Origin of the sequence: Pseudoalteromonas lipolytica, assembly GCF_001306915.1 — a bacterium.
GTDB lineage: Bacteria > Pseudomonadota > Gammaproteobacteria > Enterobacterales > Alteromonadaceae > Pseudoalteromonas > Pseudoalteromonas simplex.
Genome location: NZ_LJTC01000006.1, coordinates 142,743 through 157,658, shown reverse-complemented (window position 1 = coordinate 157,658; position 14,916 = coordinate 142,743). Strand labels below are relative to the sequence as shown.

The window sequence follows — 14,916 nt, the reverse complement described above, 5'->3', positions numbered from 1 at the left end:
TCTATTTTGAGGCAGTAACCCTCTCAATGATTAAGTATTATTGCGGGTTGGCACTTTATACCGTGAGGAGCTTTAATGAGAACTGCTGAATTTGATACTGAATTTGTACTACGCAAAGCCATGCATGCTTTTATGCAATATGGCTATGCGAAGACCAGTATGCAAAAATTAAAAGAAGTGACTCACCTTCACCCGGGTTCTATTTACGCGGCTTATGGCAACAAAAAAGGCTTGTTTTTAGCCGCCACCGAGCAATATCAAAAAGACAGAAACCAACAATTTACTGCCCTTTTTAATGACCAACAATCAATTTTATCAACTCTTAAACATTACTTAACTGTGATTGTTGATGAGTGTATTGAAGGTGAAGTAGCTAAAGTATGCTTACTTACAAAGAGTATTTCTGAGGTTGAAGGCAATGACCCACAAATTTGCACTGTGCTGCGTAGCAACCTTAATGCATACGAGCATGCCCTCGCCGAGCAACTTCAAAAAGCCCTAGATAACAACGAATTTGTAAGTAGCAAGTCAGCGCAACAGTTGGCGCGCTTTTTAGTGATGGGCATATACGGTATTCGTACCTATGCCCTGACAAATCAAGACCCTAAATCTCTGCAACAACTTGCTGACGATCTATTTGCTGCATTAGTAAATTAATTTAGCTATTAACTTTACTTGTCATATTAATTTATCACCTTATGATTAAGGTGTAGCTGTGTATAACTAAAAGAGTGAGCCTGTCATGAATAATGCAACTGCTAAACGTGTTGAAACTGAATTTGATGCTGTACTCGCCTTAGGCGCAAAGAAACGACTCGCTTATATGTTTGAAACGGTACAAGAGTTTAAACAAGTGTGGATCCTCAATGATGAACATGGCTGCGTCATGCTCTCAAACGAAGATGACGACTGCGTGCCTGTATGGCCTAGCCGCGAATTTGCCCAAAGCTGGGCAACCGGTGAGTGGCAAGGTTGCACACCAAAAGCCATCCCTGTAAAAGATTGGTTAAGTCGCTGGACACCTGGTCTTGAGCAAGATGACTTACTTATTGCTGTATTTCCAACAGACCAAGACGACGGCACAATTTTATTCCCCGATGAGTTTGACTCACAACTGAGAATACCAAAAAGACGATTTTAAATGTAAGGGAGCCAAGCGCTCCCTTTTTTATGCGATTTGTTGTAACCGCAGTGCTGAAATATCTTTAATCGGTGGCTTGCCAAAAAAGCGTGTGTACTCGCGGCTAAACTGCGATGGACTCTCGTAACCCACTTTTAAAGCTGCAGAGCCTACATCTATTCGCTCATTCAGCATTAATTGTCTTGCCGCTTGTAGCCGTAAGTTTTTTACGTATTGCAACGGGCTCATCTTTACTACATCACGAAAATGCAGTCTGAATGTCGACGGGCTCATGTGTGCATCACGGGCTAAATCATCAATTGAAAATTGACTGCTAAAGTTTTCTTTTAACCAACACAAGGTCTTAGCGATTTTTTGATGGGCTGAGCCAGACATCACAATTTGCCTTAAATAAGGGCTATGCGGGCTATTTAACAAACGCAATATAATTTCTTTTTTAATAAGTGGCGCAAGATTAGCTTTTAATTGAGGTTCATTGTCGAGTTGAATCAGCCTTAGTAAAGCGTCAAGCAAACCATTATCAGTATCAACCACCGACATAGCTTGGTGCTTAGGAAACTTGTCTTGCCCGGCAAAATCCATTTCAGCAACAATGTGACTGATTTCATGAGCATCTAAACGCAAGTAAAGTCCGTAAAATGGCTGCTCTTTACTAGCACGAGTAATATGCGAGGCAACAGGCACATCGACTGAGGTCACCAATGATTGCCCGTCAGTGTAATCATAACTATGTTCACCCAACACAACTCGCTTTGCACCTTGCAAGCTAATACCCAGCCCTAACTCATACACGCAGGCCATCGGTAATGAAACTTCGCTTCGTCTGAACACCAATAATTCTGGAATCCCTGTTTCAAAATTACCGTCTGCAATCGCTATTGCTTTCACTGCTTCTATTAATGCCTGACGCATTTAGATTACCTCACATAAATACTCAATTAAGTGTATCACCGTAATTTAAGGTTAGGACCATTTTAGGTAACAGTTCGTTATTTTAGGCAAAAATTAAATCATTTATGGCAAGCAGAAATAGCCATCATCGACCATAATGTATTTTCAATTTTTCGATTGCATGCTCTATGTAATCAGCAACTGCTACAAAACTTCAATATATTCAATACCTAAAATCAAAAGAGATATTATGAACCATAACAACACGGATTTATTTGTGTTTGTCGCGATCGCTGCTTTGGTCACCGTTCTTGACAAGCCTTTGTTAAAACGAGCATGTCAGCACGCATTGAATGATGGTGTTTCAATGCAAGAGTTGTGTGATATTTTACCGCATATTAGTGTGTATTCAGGGGTGCCAAAAGCATTGCTGGCGCTAGAGATTTTAAAGTCACTTGATAATATTCAAGGTTCAAATGCGTTGCTTATCAAACGCACAGAGCAGCAGCTAAAAACCGCACTCACATTTGGCCAACTACCTTTTGGCATAGAACAGCAAAACAACCGAGTTTTTGAGCTTGCCTCTTTAGGCGCTTTATTTGCATTAGACGATGCCAGCAGCTTAGTTAGCGAGCAACTTAAACGCTGTGTATTACTTGGTTATAGCCGTGAACAACTTGAATTATTAGTGATAGAACTTGCAAGGAAAGTCAGTAGCCACATAGCAATGCGCGCCAAATGTAATCTTGAAAAACACTTTGCTATGGTGGGGTAAATTTAAGAAATGGCGGTGACGAGGAGATCCTCCGCCACAAATCACATAAGCTTTTGAAGTATTTATCATTCAAAACTTCTGAAAATCATCGAACAAAGCTGTGTGACTAACTTATCAACGGCTTTGTTCGATTATTTCAGCAACTTTCTTCAAGTTACGGTAGTTACCTTCAGCAAATGGGTTGTCATAATCCTCTATTTCCAAAACAGAGTTTGGTTTACTAAATACATTGCTAATTATTGATAGTTGCTTAACAACTCTTGCTTGCATCTTAGATATTTCAGATTTATCAATATCAATTTGTTTTCTATCCAAAATATTATCATAAGATTTTGTAATAATTTTCTCCTCAATTTCTTTAAGTTTTGACCAACTATCATCGTCTAACTCTTCTGGCTTTTCTCCTAAATTAGAGCCTCCTAAAATAGATTCAATATTAGAAAGTAGTTTTTCATAGAGAGTTGTGTTTTTATCAAGTTCGATATAAGCATTTGCTATTTCCTCCATTTTAGAGCGATCTTGATCATTCAAAAAGTCATAATTTGTGCCCGTCATCATGCGAATTGCATCAGAGTCCGTATTTTTATCAATAAATGATTTTGCATCGTAGATGGAAATAATTTGTCTTATATTCATCAATTTCAATTTATAAACAAAATGCTCGATTTTCTCCTTTTCGCGTTTTTCCAGCAAATTCAAATCTAAATCAAAATCACTCAGTTCTGTGGTGTGAGGATATAGCTTTTCAGATATATTTAATAAAATAAGAGTAAAGTACTTAAGCTTCAATGCTTGTATGTAATCTTGCCAAACTTCACTTTCAACATTTTTAGGTGGGGGCTTTCTTAAAATTTTAGCAACAGATGCTGGATTTTCATTTACATAATACTTCTCTAGATTATTGACGGCAAAAAGCTCTTTACAAGCTGTATGGTTCAATTCAATCCACTTTGATTCTATAAAATTTATCGGCTTTGTTATATTAAGAATTTTACCTAAGCTATCTGAATCAGTACTAACTTTTACCTTATACAAAAATAAATCTTCGTAGTGGCTTGCCATCGTATCAATGATTAAACTCCATTCAAAATCGGATACATGTTCTGGCTTACAAGAATTTAAAATTTTAAAACTTTCATGTTCTTGTAGGTTACTACAATGAAAATTTTTGATATCTCTTTTGCTTTTTATAAAGGACCTTCTCGCTTCATCCCAATCTTTTTGATTCACATAAAAAGGCTTGGGTTCATTCAATACGGTCAAAATACCATCATAACTACTAAGTTGTAATTTTCTAAATACATGTCCTTTGAAGGTCGAAATAATTATATAAATTAAATAGCCAACACTACACAATACATATATCAAAATAGTAGCATTTGAACTATTGGCAGGCTCCAAAGCATTTATTGCTTTACCTTTTGGGTATGAAATATCAATAAGCTTACTTGTGATCCCACCAACTGTTGATTTAATGGTGTAACTGAATTTTGAATTGGGGGGGAGTTTAGGATATTGTGCCTGAAAAAAAGTATCTGCAACATTTTGTACAACTTTATCATCTACAAAGTTCTTAATTACATTGGCTTCTTTAATTTTTCCGGTAATTTTAATTCCTATAGAATCAATAGCAACATCACCGCTATTTATTACTGTTAATTGCTGAACGCTTTCTTTTACCTCGCCCTTATCAATTATTAATGGGATAGGCTCACTTAGATAGTATTCAAGTTCAATTTTGTCTTGAGTTAAATAATATAATAGATAGCCCGACAAGACAGTACCAATGATAGTGAAAATAGTACTTACCAAATTCCCTTTCAAAATTAACCCCTTTCTTACAGTTCAAAATTTTAGAAAAAAATATATCAAAGTATTATCAGTTATTTTCAATTAAACTTGAAGCCTGTTTCTTAACATGGTTTTAGTAAGTCAACTATGAGACTTTCTAATAAAGTGAAACACTGCTAAAGAATCCCCCTTTAAGTATTAGCTTTAGGTTCGCATCAATAATTTTTAATTTATCAATAACTTTATTTATTGTTAGTTTTAACTGTAACTCAAAAAATTTTTGGTTCCCCCTTTATGTACAAATTTAAAGATGCGAGACTAACATCAATGGGTAACTACGAGTTTTTATTCATACAGAAACTCTACATTAATCATGAGAATATTCTGTCTTTTTTGGCGATGTTATGCACCAAAATTATAAAGCTCTAGGTATAATACTCAGCACCGCTTAGATGTAGTTATTAAAAATCATGCTATTATTCAAGCAATTAAAATAGCTTTAATACAAGGAATTGATATGAGCTTAAAAAGCGCAATTACAAATTTGAAAATTGTAAGCTAAACAGTAGTGAACATGGGGGATTCTTAGCTAGTAATATTACAGTTGAGCATGACGGCTTTGTTCTTAATCTCAGTAGTGGCTGGGGCACAGGGAAGTCATTTCATGACATAGTTAACTCTTCAACTGAGGTGACAGCATTTAAAACCATAATTTTGATTTACGACAAATATTTAAACGAGTTTAGATTGAAGAAATCTGAATTTTGGCTTTGAGATGATTATATAAGAATTTCTAAACTAGCAGGTTGGTTAAACTAGCCATACTTTATATACATATTTTTTGCCTTAAGTTAGACAAATATGATCTAAAGATTCTTTAAACTCGTTTTTGCCTATAATTGAGCAAATAGCACAGTAAGCCTATCTAAATCAAGCTTTTGTACCAGACTTCAGATGGAGTAATTCTCCCTGCCAGCAAACAAGCTTGGGACATCACAGGATAAAAGACTTTGAGGTAGGATGGCGGTGACGGAGAGATTCGAACTCTCGATACGTTGCCGTATACACACTTTCCAGGCGTGCTCCTTCAGCCACTCGGACACGTCACCTAAGGCGCTGCTTAGAGTTTAGCAGCGGCGTTATAGTATGAAAACAACCCTACAGACGCAAGGGCTTTTTAAAATTGTGCTGCTAAGTGATTAGTAATCAAACAAAAAAGGCAAGGTAAACACCTTGCCTTTTGTATATAGATATCTCGTTCTTAACGTTGAAGCGTTGCTGAAAAATCTAACATACGGTTAAGCGACTTTAATGCACCTTCGCGTAAGTCCATATCAACAAACACTTCTTTACCTTCAGGGTCTGTCAGTGCTTCCTCAATCGCTTTTAAGCCATTCATTGCCATCCACGGGCAATGCGCACAGCTTTTACAGGTTGCGCCTTCACCTGCTGTTGGTGCTTCAAAGAATTCTTTCTCTGGGCATAACTGCTGCATTTTGTAGAAAATACCTCGGTCAGTCGCTACGATGAACTTTTTGTTGTCCATAGTTTGCGCTGCTTTGATAAGTTGGCTTGTTGAACCAACCGCATCAGCTAAGGCTACAATCTCCGCAGGAGACTCTGGGTGAACCAATACAGCCGCATCTGGGTGTAAGGCTTTCATATCCTTAAGTGCTTTGGTTTTAAACTCGTCATGAACGATACAGGCGCCATTCCACATGATCATGTCTGCACCTGTGTTCTTTTGAATGTAAGAACCTAAGTGCTTATCTGGACCCCAAATGATTTTTTCGCCTTGCTCATCAAGATGCTCAACGATTTCTAGGGCACATGAAGAAGTAACAATCCAATCTGCACGCGCTTTAACAGCGGTTGATGTATTTGCATACACTACTACCTTGCGATCAGGGTGCTGATCACAAAACGCTGAGAATTCTTCAATTGGGCAACCTACGTCTAATGAACAGGTTGCAGCAAGCGTTGGCATAACAACTGTTTTATTTGGCGTTAGGATTTTTGCTGTTTCGCCCATAAAGCGAACACCGGCTACCACAATTACATCTGCGTCGTGCTTAGCGCCAAAACGCGCCATTTCTAGCGAGTCAGCAACACAACCGCCTGTTTCTTCAGCTAGTGCTTGAATTTCAGGATCAGTGTAATAATGGGCAACAAGAACCGCGTTCTTGTCTTTTAATAATTGTTTGATACGTGCCTTGTACTCAACTTGCTCGTCTTTTGATAACGGAGCTGGCTTTGGAGGGAAGATATAATCTTCAGGCATAATTTGTTCAGCTAGACTCATTTCTCGACCACTTAGTCCACAGTGCATTCATGGCGCGAATTATACGAGAATCTTAAGCTAAAGAACAGTATTGCTGTGAGCTGTTAAGATAAATAAAGGATAACTTAGAAAGAAAAGATAAATCAGGAATGGTGGGTCATGATGGACTTGAACCATCGACCAATGGATTAAAAGTCCACTGCTCTACCAACTGAGCTAATGACCCGCTCTGGATATTTAGATGCGTAAATCCGCCGATATGAGACCATTCGAAAAATGGTGGGTCATGATGGACTCGAACCATCGACCAATGGATTAAAAGTCCACTGCTCTACCAACTGAGCTAATGACCCGCTCTGGATATTTAGATGCGTAAATCCGCCGATATAAGACCATTCGAAGAATGGTGGGTCATGATGGACTTGAACCATCGACCAATGGATTAAAAGTCCACTGCTCTACCAACTGAGCTAATGACCCGCTCTGTTGCTTATAAAAAGCTGCGTAAATCCGCCGATATGAGACCATTCAAAAGAATGGTGGGTCATGATGGACTTGAACCATCGACCAATGGATTAAAAGTCCACTGCTCTACCAACTGAGCTAATGACCCGCTCTGATGCTTGTAAAAGCTGCGTAAATCCGCCGATTTAAGACCATTCAAAAGAATGGTGGGTCATGATGGACTTGAACCATCGACCAATGGATTAAAAGTCCACTGCTCTACCAACTGAGCTAATGACCCGCTCTGATGCTAATAAAAGCTGCGTAAATCCGCCGATATAAAACCATTCAAAGAATGGTGGGTCATGATGGACTTGAACCATCGACCAATGGATTAAAAGTCCACTGCTCTACCAACTGAGCTAATGACCCGCTCTGATGCTAATAAAAGCTGCGTAAATCCGCCTATATAGAACCATTCAAAGAATGGTGGGTCATGATGGACTTGAACCATCGACCAATGGATTAAAAGTCCACTGCTCTACCAACTGAGCTAATGACCCGCTCTAATTGCTTATAAAAGCTATACGTAAATCCGTCGATTAAAGATTACCATTCAAAGAGAATGGTGGGTCATGATGGACTTGAACCATCGACCAATGGATTAAAAGTCCACTGCTCTACCAACTGAGCTAATGACCCGCTCTTTTTTCCGCATTTTGGCTGTTGTTACCAATCGCCTGCTGCGGGCGCTTATAATACTTATTTAAATGCTGAGTGCAACAGAAAATATCTCTTTTTTTAAGTTTTTATGTCTAGTTGCCTAATTTTAGACCGCTTATGTCAAAAAGCAGTCTAATCAGGTCAAATCTACATTTGCGACAGACGTTCTGTGGCTAATTTAGCAGCGGTAGTACTTGGGTACTGATTAATTAAATCATTAAAGGTTTTAAGGGCTTGCTCGCCTAAACCTTGATCCGCTAATAAGTTTCCTAACTTTAACATTGCATCTGGGCGCTTATTAGAATTAGGGTATTCATTCACAACAACTTTAAAGTGCTCAGTCGCACCTGCTTGATCGTTTTGAATAGTTAACAGCTGACCTAACCAATAATGCGCATTAGATGCATACACTGAATTTGGGTATGTCGTTAAGAATGCTTGAAACTCAGGAATTGCTTGCTCATAACGTTTATCTTTCATGATTAACGCCACTGCACGCTCATAAGCTTCGTTTTCAGATAAGTCTGAACTGATTGCCTGTGATGCACCTACATCTGTATAAGTATTTGTAGGTTGAGTTTGTGTTGCAGCAGGCTGGCTATAAGCTTGGCTAACTCGGTTCTCAATTTCTTGATATAGCTCACGCTGACGTTGCAGTACTTTTTCAAGCTTATAGCTTTGCTCTTCTGTAATACCACGTACTTGGCTCACTTCGTCTTGTAAAATATTAAGCTGCTGCTGAAGCTCAGCTTGCAATAAATTACGTGACTTCATCATGTTTTCTAAAGCGACTAAACGCTTCTCAATGCTCGATTGCGAGCTTGCAGCTTCTGAAACAGGAGCGGGAGCAGCCCATAACTGGGTGCTCCCGCTTAAGATCATTGCTGCCAAAATAATTTTCGGCTTCATAATGACTCTTTATTAGTAAACTAATACTGCGCGACGGTTCTTCGCGAACGCTTCTTCAGTGCGAGACTTAACCATTGGCTTCTCTTCACCATAGCTCACTACTGACATTTGGCTAGCAGAAACACCTAAACTTTGTAAGTATTTTTCTACTGCTTGACCACGGTGCTCGCCTAGTGCGATGTTGTACTCAGGCGTACCGCGCTCATCAGCGTGACCTTCGATTAGTACTTTAACTGAAGGGTTTTGTACTAAGAATTCAGCGTGTGCTTGTAATAGTTCAGCATACTTGCTTTGGATTTTTGCGTTATCAAAACCAAAGTAAATGATTTGCTCTTGACGTAACGCTTCGTATTTTTCACGAAGTGCTTCTTCAGCTTGTTGCTCTGGAGTAAGCGTTGCAACTTCAACAGTATCAGTGTTGTTTGATTGCTCAACCATACCTTGGTTAGATTGGTTTGCAGCACCTTCATCAACACCTGAAGAAGAGCTACACGCCGCTAATGTCATCACTGGCACAGCAATTAGCAGGCCTTTTAAAGTTTTATTAAGTTGCATTTAATTGATTCCTATATTGAGTAAACCAGTATAATTACTGTAAATAAGGCGACCAAGCCGGTGCCTTAACTTGTCCGTCTAGCACAGGTAAGCGTGCTTTAAAGCGACCATCCATAGAAACTAACGCCAACACCTGTTTATTATTATGAAGCGTGCTGTAGATAATCATCGAGCCGTTTGGTGCGATACTCGGCGATTCATCAAGGCGTGTTCTAGTTAATACTTGGAACGCACCTGTAGCTAGCTCTTTCTTAGCAAGATGGTATTGACCGTTGGTACGGTTCACCATCACTAATTCTTTTCCGTCTGGAGAAACCGAACCTGCTAGGTTCATATCTCCGTCAAACGTCATGCGTTTTGACCTACCAGTTTGCAAATTTAACTTATAAATCTGGGCATTACCACCCCTTTCAGACGTAAACACAATATCTTGCCCATTAGGGAACCAAGATGGTTCAGTATCTATACTACGGTGATTTGTAAGGCGTCTTTCTTTGCGAGTTGCAAGGTCTAAAACATATACTTCTGTTGCACCATTGCGGTCTTTAGAGAGCACTAATAGTAGCTTTTTGCCATCAGGTGAGAACTGTGGCGCACCATTAATACCAGGGTGACTTGTGATCAGCTCACGTTTACCCGTGTATAAATCTTGAATGTAAATTTGGCTTTGACGATTTTCAAATGTTACATACGCAAGCTTAGTACCATCTGGTGACCATGCCGGTGACATTAATGGCTCTTTAGAACGAAGTAATACTTGCTCATTAAAACCATCATAATCAGCAACGACTAACTGATAAGGCATTGCCTGATTTTCTCTCACAATAACGTAGGCAATCTTCGTTAAGAATGCACCTTTTTCGCCAGTTAAAGCTTCATATACAACATCACTGATGCGGTGAGCGTAGCGGCGGAAACCCGTTTCAGCTATTACACTTTCTCTTGCATCAAGAATATGGTCTTGGCTTTTAACTAACTTACCGTTACTCATCATCTGTGTTTGACCACCCGTGATCTGACCACGAATAACATCAATAAGCTCATACTTAACTAAGTAACGTCCACCTGGCTGTTGTTCAACTTGACCAACAAGAACGGCTTCAACACCTTTATTAACCCATGCAGCATAGTCAACGTCAGTATCAGTTGCTGGTAATTGAGGCATTGTTGCTACATCAATAGGTTTAAATTTACCACTACGCATTAAGTCTGCTGCAATAACAGTACTTAACTTTTCAGGGATGGGGCCAACCCCATTGTATTGAAATGGCACAACCGCAATCGGACGTGCACCATCAACACCTTCGGTAATAACAATTTCTAGTGCAGCACTGGCGATGCCATGAAAGCCCAGTAATACAATAAAACATGCTGTTTTTATCTGGTTGAACATATCATTCCTTTAGAATTCTGGCTTGATTGTTAAATTAATATTTTTAAGTTGCTCAAATACGTCTTTATCAGGTGATACCGGGAGTGTATCTGCCATACGAACAGCTCGAAGCGCAGCTTCACACACTAATTTATCACCACCTAATGACTTAACTTGTGTTACTAAGCCATTAAAGCCAAGACGAATATTTACACGACATTGTTTATTCTTCATCTTTTCATCGATAAGTAAAGTTTGCTGAATACGTGCCATTATTAAGGCTTTGTATTTGTCGACTTCACTTACAATTTGCTGTTGACGAACTTTATTTCGTGCAGCTTGCTCAGCAGCTAACTGCTCTTGCAACATTTGCTCTTGCAATGCTTGCTGGCGTTTACGCTCGGCTTCGGCTTCTTTGCGTTTACGTTCAGCTTCTGCTTCGGCAGCTTTACGCTTACGCTCTTCTTCCGCTTTCTTTAACGCCTCTTCTTCAGCTTTGCGCTTTTCTGCTGCAGCTTTTGCTGCTGCTTCAGCTTCTTGCTTTTGCTTTTCAGCTTGTTGCGCTTTAGCACGTTCTTTTTGCTGAATTTCACGTGCTTTTTTCGCTTGTGCTTCGGCTTCTGCTTTTTCTTTCTCTTTCGCGCGGCGCTGTTGTTCTAGCTTTTTAAGACGACGGTCTTCCGCTTCACGTTGCTTGCGCGCGTCATTGGCACGTCGTTCAAGATCACGAAGACGCTTTGCTTCAGCTTGTTTTTTCGCTTCTTCTTGCTTTTTTAGCTCAGCAATTTTTTGTTCAACCTTTTGTTGGTCTACCGTAACTGCTGAAACAGCCTTTTCTGGCTCAGGCATAGCTGGATTCAAAGTTACTTCCATTACCTTAGGAGTAGGTAAATGAAAACTAGCTGATCCAATTAAAAAACCAATAATACCCAGATGTAATAGAATCGATTTGATTAATGACTCACGCATACTAACCCTCAAATGATTCGGTCATTAAACCCACTGAAGGCACACCGGCATTTTTCAAAAAGTCCATGAGTAGCAGTACTTCTTGATAAGAAACACGGCCCGAACCTTTGATCATCACTGGCGTATCTGGATTCTTTTGCAGCTGAAGTTTAATCACTGCAGCAACATCCAACGCTTCCATTGGTGCTTCAGGATCTGTACCTATACTTACATAGTACTTACCTTCAGCATCAATTGACGCAATAATTGGAGGCGTGTCTTTAGTATCAACAAGATCCGATTCTTCCATCTTTGGCAAATCTACTTTTACACCATGAGTAATAAGTGGCGCAGTTGCCATAAATATGATTAGTAGTACCAACATTACGTCAATGTAAGGAACTACGTTTATCTCACCTACTGGGCGACGTTTCTTACGCTGGTACATTCGCTTTAGCCTCTATTTGCGCAGCAGCTTGGCGGTGTAAAATATTGGCGAACTCTTCCATGAAGTTAATATAATTACCTTCAAGCTTTTCTACTTTGTTTGCAAAACGGTTGTAAGCAATAACAGCTGGAATTGCAGCAAATAAACCCATTGCTGTTGCGATTAGTGCTTCAGCAATACCTGGCGCTACCATTTGTAGCGTTGCTTGCTTAACTTCACCTAATGCGATAAATGCGTTCATAATACCCCACACCGTACCAAACAGGCCGATGTAAGGACTAATAGAACCCACTGTTGCTAAAAACGATAAACTTGACTCAAGCTTTTCAACTTCACGCGATAAAGCAACACGCATTGAACGGTGTGTGCCTTCCATAACAATACTTGCACTTTGTGGTGAATTTTTCTTATGACGTGCAAACTCTTTAAAACCTGCAACGAATAATGCTTCAACACCTGATGCGCCACCAGGACGCGCTGATACTTCGTTGTATAATTTACTTAGGTCAATACCCGACCAAAACTTCTGCTCAAAGCGCTTTGCGCCATTAAGTGCATCAGAAATCGCTTTTTTACGCTGAAAGATAATTGCCCATGACATTACCGACATACCGACTAATGCCAACATTACTAGCTGGACAAGTACACTGGCTTCTAGAATAAGATCTAAAAAGTTAAGCCCTGATCCCACGTTAAACTCCTAAAATAGATTTCTATGTAATTTGTTATATTTTTTACACTTGTATTTATTGACCACAAAGGCGGCCAAAAGTTACATCTAGTGTATCTAGTCAGCTGTGAACTGACAACGCTCTTGCTGTGAATTAGCGGCAAATAACGGTAAAAAGCAATTTGCTTAGTTATTTTTTAGCCATATTAGGTTTTATCAATACAATTATGCATATTTTCACCTTAATAATAAGTCATTACAGTGACACTAAAAAGCAACCAAAACAGCCAAAAACTCGGCGTTTATTCATAAATAACGCATAAACACCCAAAAGCACTTTTACGAATCTACTACAGAATACTTAAACTAATCCTGAATAAAGTTCTTAAAATTTATAAAAACCTTCCCATTCATAAACTTAAAATTAATATATTCACAATGTGAACAAAAAGAAAACAATTAAAAAATATACTCGCATTAGTTTTTTTTATCTGAAAATAAAATTTTTCTAGTTTGAAGAAAAATCCATCATTGCGTATTATTTACCTATACCGAGCTAGCAACCTCATGAAAGTTTCTTTCATTAAGCTCCGTTTTTAGCAATATGAAAATTCGTATTGCACTAGGTTTGCTTAGATCTGGATAAAACCTTTTTTAAGTAGACCGTAGTTCCCTGGATTACTTCCTTCAACTTGTTGTTTGCCCGCATCCTTATGCGGGCTTTTTTTTGCCTACACAAACGTCAATGAGAATACCTATCGATAACTTAACAGCATGTGAATTACAGATGTTAAAATGAGACAACAACCCAGTGGTAAGCGGTAAGCGGTAAGCGGTAAGCGGTAAGCGGTAAAAATCTACTTACCCGTTGGATACAAGCAATTTATCTCGATAAAAAGCAGCCCTTTCGAGCTGCTTGATACTTATAGCTTAAAGCTTGTAACTAACCGCGGGGTTTTTAGTTATTTTTCTGGCGTTAATCCAAAGTGCAGGTAGGCAATGTCTGAAACAAGTCGTCCGCGTGGGGTGCGTTGTATAAAGCCTTGTTGAATTAAAAACGGCTCTATCACATCTTCAATGGTTTCTTTTTCTTCGCCAATTGCAGCCGCTAGGTTATCAAGGCCAACGGGGCCGCCCATAAATTTTTCGATAATAGCTAGCAAGTATTTTCTATCCATGTAGTCAAAACCGCTTTTATCGACATCAATCATATCGAGGGCTTGCTCGGCAACTGTAGCATTCACTTTACCGTCTGATTTCACTTGGGTGTAATCACGAACGCGGCGTAATAAACGATTCGCTATGCGCGGTGTACCACGTGAGCGCTTGGCGATTTCTGTAGCGCCTTCATCGCACATGGTTAAATCTAAAAAGCTTGCTGAGCGAGCAACAATTTTTGAGAGGTCTTCAACTGAATAAAACTCTAATCGCTGTACGATGCCAAAACGGTCTCTAAGTGGTGAGGTGAGTGAGCCTGCACGCGTTGTTGCACCAATTAAAGTAAATGGTGGCAAATCAAGCTTGATTGAACGTGCTGCAGGGCCTTCACCTATCATGATATCCAGCTGATAATCTTCCATTGCTGGATACAAAATCTCTTCGACTTGCGGGCTCAAACGGTGAATTTCGTCAATAAACAGTACGTCACCTTCTTCAAGGTTCGTTAAAAGTGCGGCTAAATCCCCTGCTTTTTCAAGCACTGGCCCCGACGTTGTTTTAATATTAACGTTAAGCTCGTTGGCAACAATGTTTGCAAGTGTGGTTTTACCAAGACCCGGTGGACCAAATATTAATAAGTGATCCAGCGCTTCGCCACGATGGCGAGCAGCCTCAATAAAAATTTCCATTTGCTGCTTAACATGCGGCTGGCCTGTGTAATCGGTTAACAGTTTTGGTCGTATGGCACGATCAACACTGTCTTCGTTACTTTGTTCACTCGCATCTATTAAGCGATCTGCTTCAATCATG

General features: G+C 39.4%; 13 protein-coding genes and 9 tRNA genes. 3 read left to right on the top strand and 19 right to left on the bottom strand.

Annotation, left to right across the window (positions count from 1 at the left end; all coding sequences use genetic code 11):
• Positions 1–75 precede the first annotated feature (75 nt).
• Positions 76–657, top strand: a complete 582-nt coding sequence (locus AOG27_RS10775; RefSeq protein WP_054553023.1) for a TetR/AcrR family transcriptional regulator — start codon at positions 76–78, stop codon at positions 655–657.
• A gap of 85 nt (positions 658–742) precedes the next feature.
• Positions 743–1,141, top strand: a complete 399-nt coding sequence (locus AOG27_RS10770) for a DUF2750 domain-containing protein (RefSeq protein ID WP_054553022.1) — start codon at positions 743–745, stop codon at positions 1,139–1,141.
• Positions 1,142–1,168: 27 nt separating this feature from the next.
• On the opposite strand, the gene AOG27_RS10765 is transcribed toward AOG27_RS10770, so the two are convergent.
• Positions 1,169–2,053: an AraC family transcriptional regulator gene (locus tag AOG27_RS10765; RefSeq protein ID WP_054553021.1), complete on the bottom strand. Its 885-nt coding sequence runs from the start codon at positions 2,051–2,053 to the stop codon at positions 1,169–1,171.
• Positions 2,054–2,282: 229 nt separating this feature from the next.
• Between AOG27_RS10765 and AOG27_RS10760 the strand changes: the two genes are divergently transcribed.
• Entirely contained in the window at positions 2,283–2,807 is a 525-nt protein-coding gene (locus AOG27_RS10760) for a carboxymuconolactone decarboxylase family protein (RefSeq protein ID WP_054553020.1), read from the top strand.
• A 114-nt stretch (positions 2,808–2,921) separates the two neighbouring features.
• Here AOG27_RS10760 and AOG27_RS10755 read toward each other — a convergent pair whose 3' ends face one another.
• The 18 genes from AOG27_RS10755 to ruvB form a co-directional block, all read right to left on the bottom strand.
• Positions 2,922–4,631 carry a hypothetical protein gene (locus AOG27_RS10755; RefSeq protein WP_054553019.1) on the bottom strand — a complete coding sequence of 570 codons (1,710 nt, stop codon included), beginning with the start codon at positions 4,629–4,631 and terminating at the stop codon, positions 2,922–2,924.
• Positions 4,632–5,619: 988 nt separating this feature from the next.
• A tRNA-Ser gene (locus AOG27_RS10750) sits at positions 5,620–5,707 on the bottom strand.
• 152 nt (positions 5,708–5,859) lie between these two features.
• Complete coding sequence (nadA, locus tag AOG27_RS10745) at positions 5,860–6,900, bottom strand: quinolinate synthase NadA (RefSeq protein WP_054553018.1); 1,041 nt, start codon at positions 6,898–6,900, stop codon at positions 5,860–5,862.
• Between the two features lie 129 nt (positions 6,901–7,029).
• A tRNA-Lys gene (locus AOG27_RS10740) sits at positions 7,030–7,105 on the bottom strand.
• 51 nt (positions 7,106–7,156) lie between these two features.
• Positions 7,157–7,232 (bottom strand) — tRNA-Lys (locus AOG27_RS10735).
• A 51-nt stretch (positions 7,233–7,283) separates the two neighbouring features.
• Positions 7,284–7,359 (bottom strand) — tRNA-Lys (locus AOG27_RS10730).
• Between the two features lie 57 nt (positions 7,360–7,416).
• Positions 7,417–7,492: transfer RNA gene (locus tag AOG27_RS10725), tRNA-Lys, on the bottom strand.
• Between the two features lie 56 nt (positions 7,493–7,548).
• A tRNA-Lys gene (locus tag AOG27_RS10720) sits at positions 7,549–7,624 on the bottom strand.
• A gap of 55 nt (positions 7,625–7,679) precedes the next feature.
• Positions 7,680–7,755 (bottom strand) — tRNA-Lys (locus AOG27_RS10715).
• Positions 7,756–7,810: 55 nt separating this feature from the next.
• Positions 7,811–7,886: transfer RNA gene (locus AOG27_RS10710), tRNA-Lys, on the bottom strand.
• A gap of 63 nt (positions 7,887–7,949) precedes the next feature.
• Positions 7,950–8,025: transfer RNA gene (locus tag AOG27_RS10705), tRNA-Lys, on the bottom strand.
• A gap of 168 nt (positions 8,026–8,193) precedes the next feature.
• Positions 8,194–8,955 (bottom strand): tol-pal system protein YbgF, encoded by a 762-nt coding sequence (gene ybgF / locus AOG27_RS10700; protein ID WP_054553017.1) that lies wholly within the window; start codon positions 8,953–8,955, stop codon positions 8,194–8,196.
• A gap of 12 nt (positions 8,956–8,967) precedes the next feature.
• Complete coding sequence (pal, locus tag AOG27_RS10695; protein WP_054553016.1) at positions 8,968–9,510, bottom strand: peptidoglycan-associated lipoprotein Pal; 543 nt, start codon at positions 9,508–9,510, stop codon at positions 8,968–8,970.
• Positions 9,511–9,544: 34 nt separating this feature from the next.
• The gene (tolB, locus tag AOG27_RS10690; protein ID WP_054553015.1) at positions 9,545–10,903 is read right to left on the bottom strand and encodes a Tol-Pal system beta propeller repeat protein TolB; all 1,359 of its coding nucleotides are present in this window, start codon (positions 10,901–10,903) and stop codon (positions 9,545–9,547) included.
• A 9-nt stretch (positions 10,904–10,912) separates the two neighbouring features.
• Entirely contained in the window at positions 10,913–11,851 is a 939-nt protein-coding gene (gene tolA / locus AOG27_RS10685) for a cell envelope integrity protein TolA (protein WP_054553014.1), read from the bottom strand.
• Between the two features lies 1 nt (position 11,852).
• Positions 11,853–12,278 carry a protein TolR gene (gene tolR / locus AOG27_RS10680; protein WP_054553013.1) on the bottom strand — a complete coding sequence of 142 codons (426 nt, stop codon included), beginning with the start codon at positions 12,276–12,278 and terminating at the stop codon, positions 11,853–11,855.
• Positions 12,265–12,969, bottom strand: a complete 705-nt coding sequence (gene tolQ / locus AOG27_RS10675) for a protein TolQ (RefSeq protein WP_054553012.1) — start codon at positions 12,967–12,969, stop codon at positions 12,265–12,267. The genes tolR and tolQ overlap by 14 nt, the downstream gene beginning before the upstream one ends.
• 941 nt (positions 12,970–13,910) lie before the next feature.
• A complete protein-coding gene (gene ruvB, locus AOG27_RS10670) occupies positions 13,911–14,915 on the bottom strand; it encodes a Holliday junction branch migration DNA helicase RuvB (RefSeq protein ID WP_054553011.1) in 1,005 nt (334 codons plus the stop codon).
• Position 14,916: the final 1 nt, after the last annotated feature.

What these genes read in the sequence shown, in the direction of transcription:
- ybgF (WP_054553017.1), bottom strand. Translation starts at nt 8,955, where the DNA reads ATGAAGCCGAAAATTATTTTGGCAGCAATGATCTTAAGCGGGAGCACC.
- tolR (WP_054553013.1), bottom strand. Translation starts at nt 12,278, where the DNA reads ATGTACCAGCGTAAGAAACGTCGCCCAGTAGGTGAGATAAACGTAGTT.
- ruvB (WP_054553011.1), bottom strand. Translation starts at nt 14,915, where the DNA reads ATGATTGAAGCAGATCGCTTAATAGATGCGAGTGAACAAAGTAACGAA.
- tolB (WP_054553015.1), bottom strand. Translation starts at nt 10,903, where the DNA reads ATGTTCAACCAGATAAAAACAGCATGTTTTATTGTATTACTGGGCTTT.
- tolA (WP_054553014.1), bottom strand. Translation starts at nt 11,851, where the DNA reads ATGCGTGAGTCATTAATCAAATCGATTCTATTACATCTGGGTATTATT.
- nadA (WP_054553018.1), bottom strand. Translation starts at nt 6,900, where the DNA reads ATGAGTCTAGCTGAACAAATTATGCCTGAAGATTATATCTTCCCTCCA.
- AOG27_RS10765 (WP_054553021.1), bottom strand. Translation starts at nt 2,053, where the DNA reads ATGCGTCAGGCATTAATAGAAGCAGTGAAAGCAATAGCGATTGCAGAC.
- AOG27_RS10760 (WP_054553020.1), top strand. Translation starts at nt 2,283, where the DNA reads ATGAACCATAACAACACGGATTTATTTGTGTTTGTCGCGATCGCTGCT.
- AOG27_RS10770 (WP_054553022.1), top strand. Translation starts at nt 743, where the DNA reads ATGAATAATGCAACTGCTAAACGTGTTGAAACTGAATTTGATGCTGTA.
- AOG27_RS10775 (WP_054553023.1), top strand. Translation starts at nt 76, where the DNA reads ATGAGAACTGCTGAATTTGATACTGAATTTGTACTACGCAAAGCCATG.
- pal (WP_054553016.1), bottom strand. Translation starts at nt 9,510, where the DNA reads ATGCAACTTAATAAAACTTTAAAAGGCCTGCTAATTGCTGTGCCAGTG.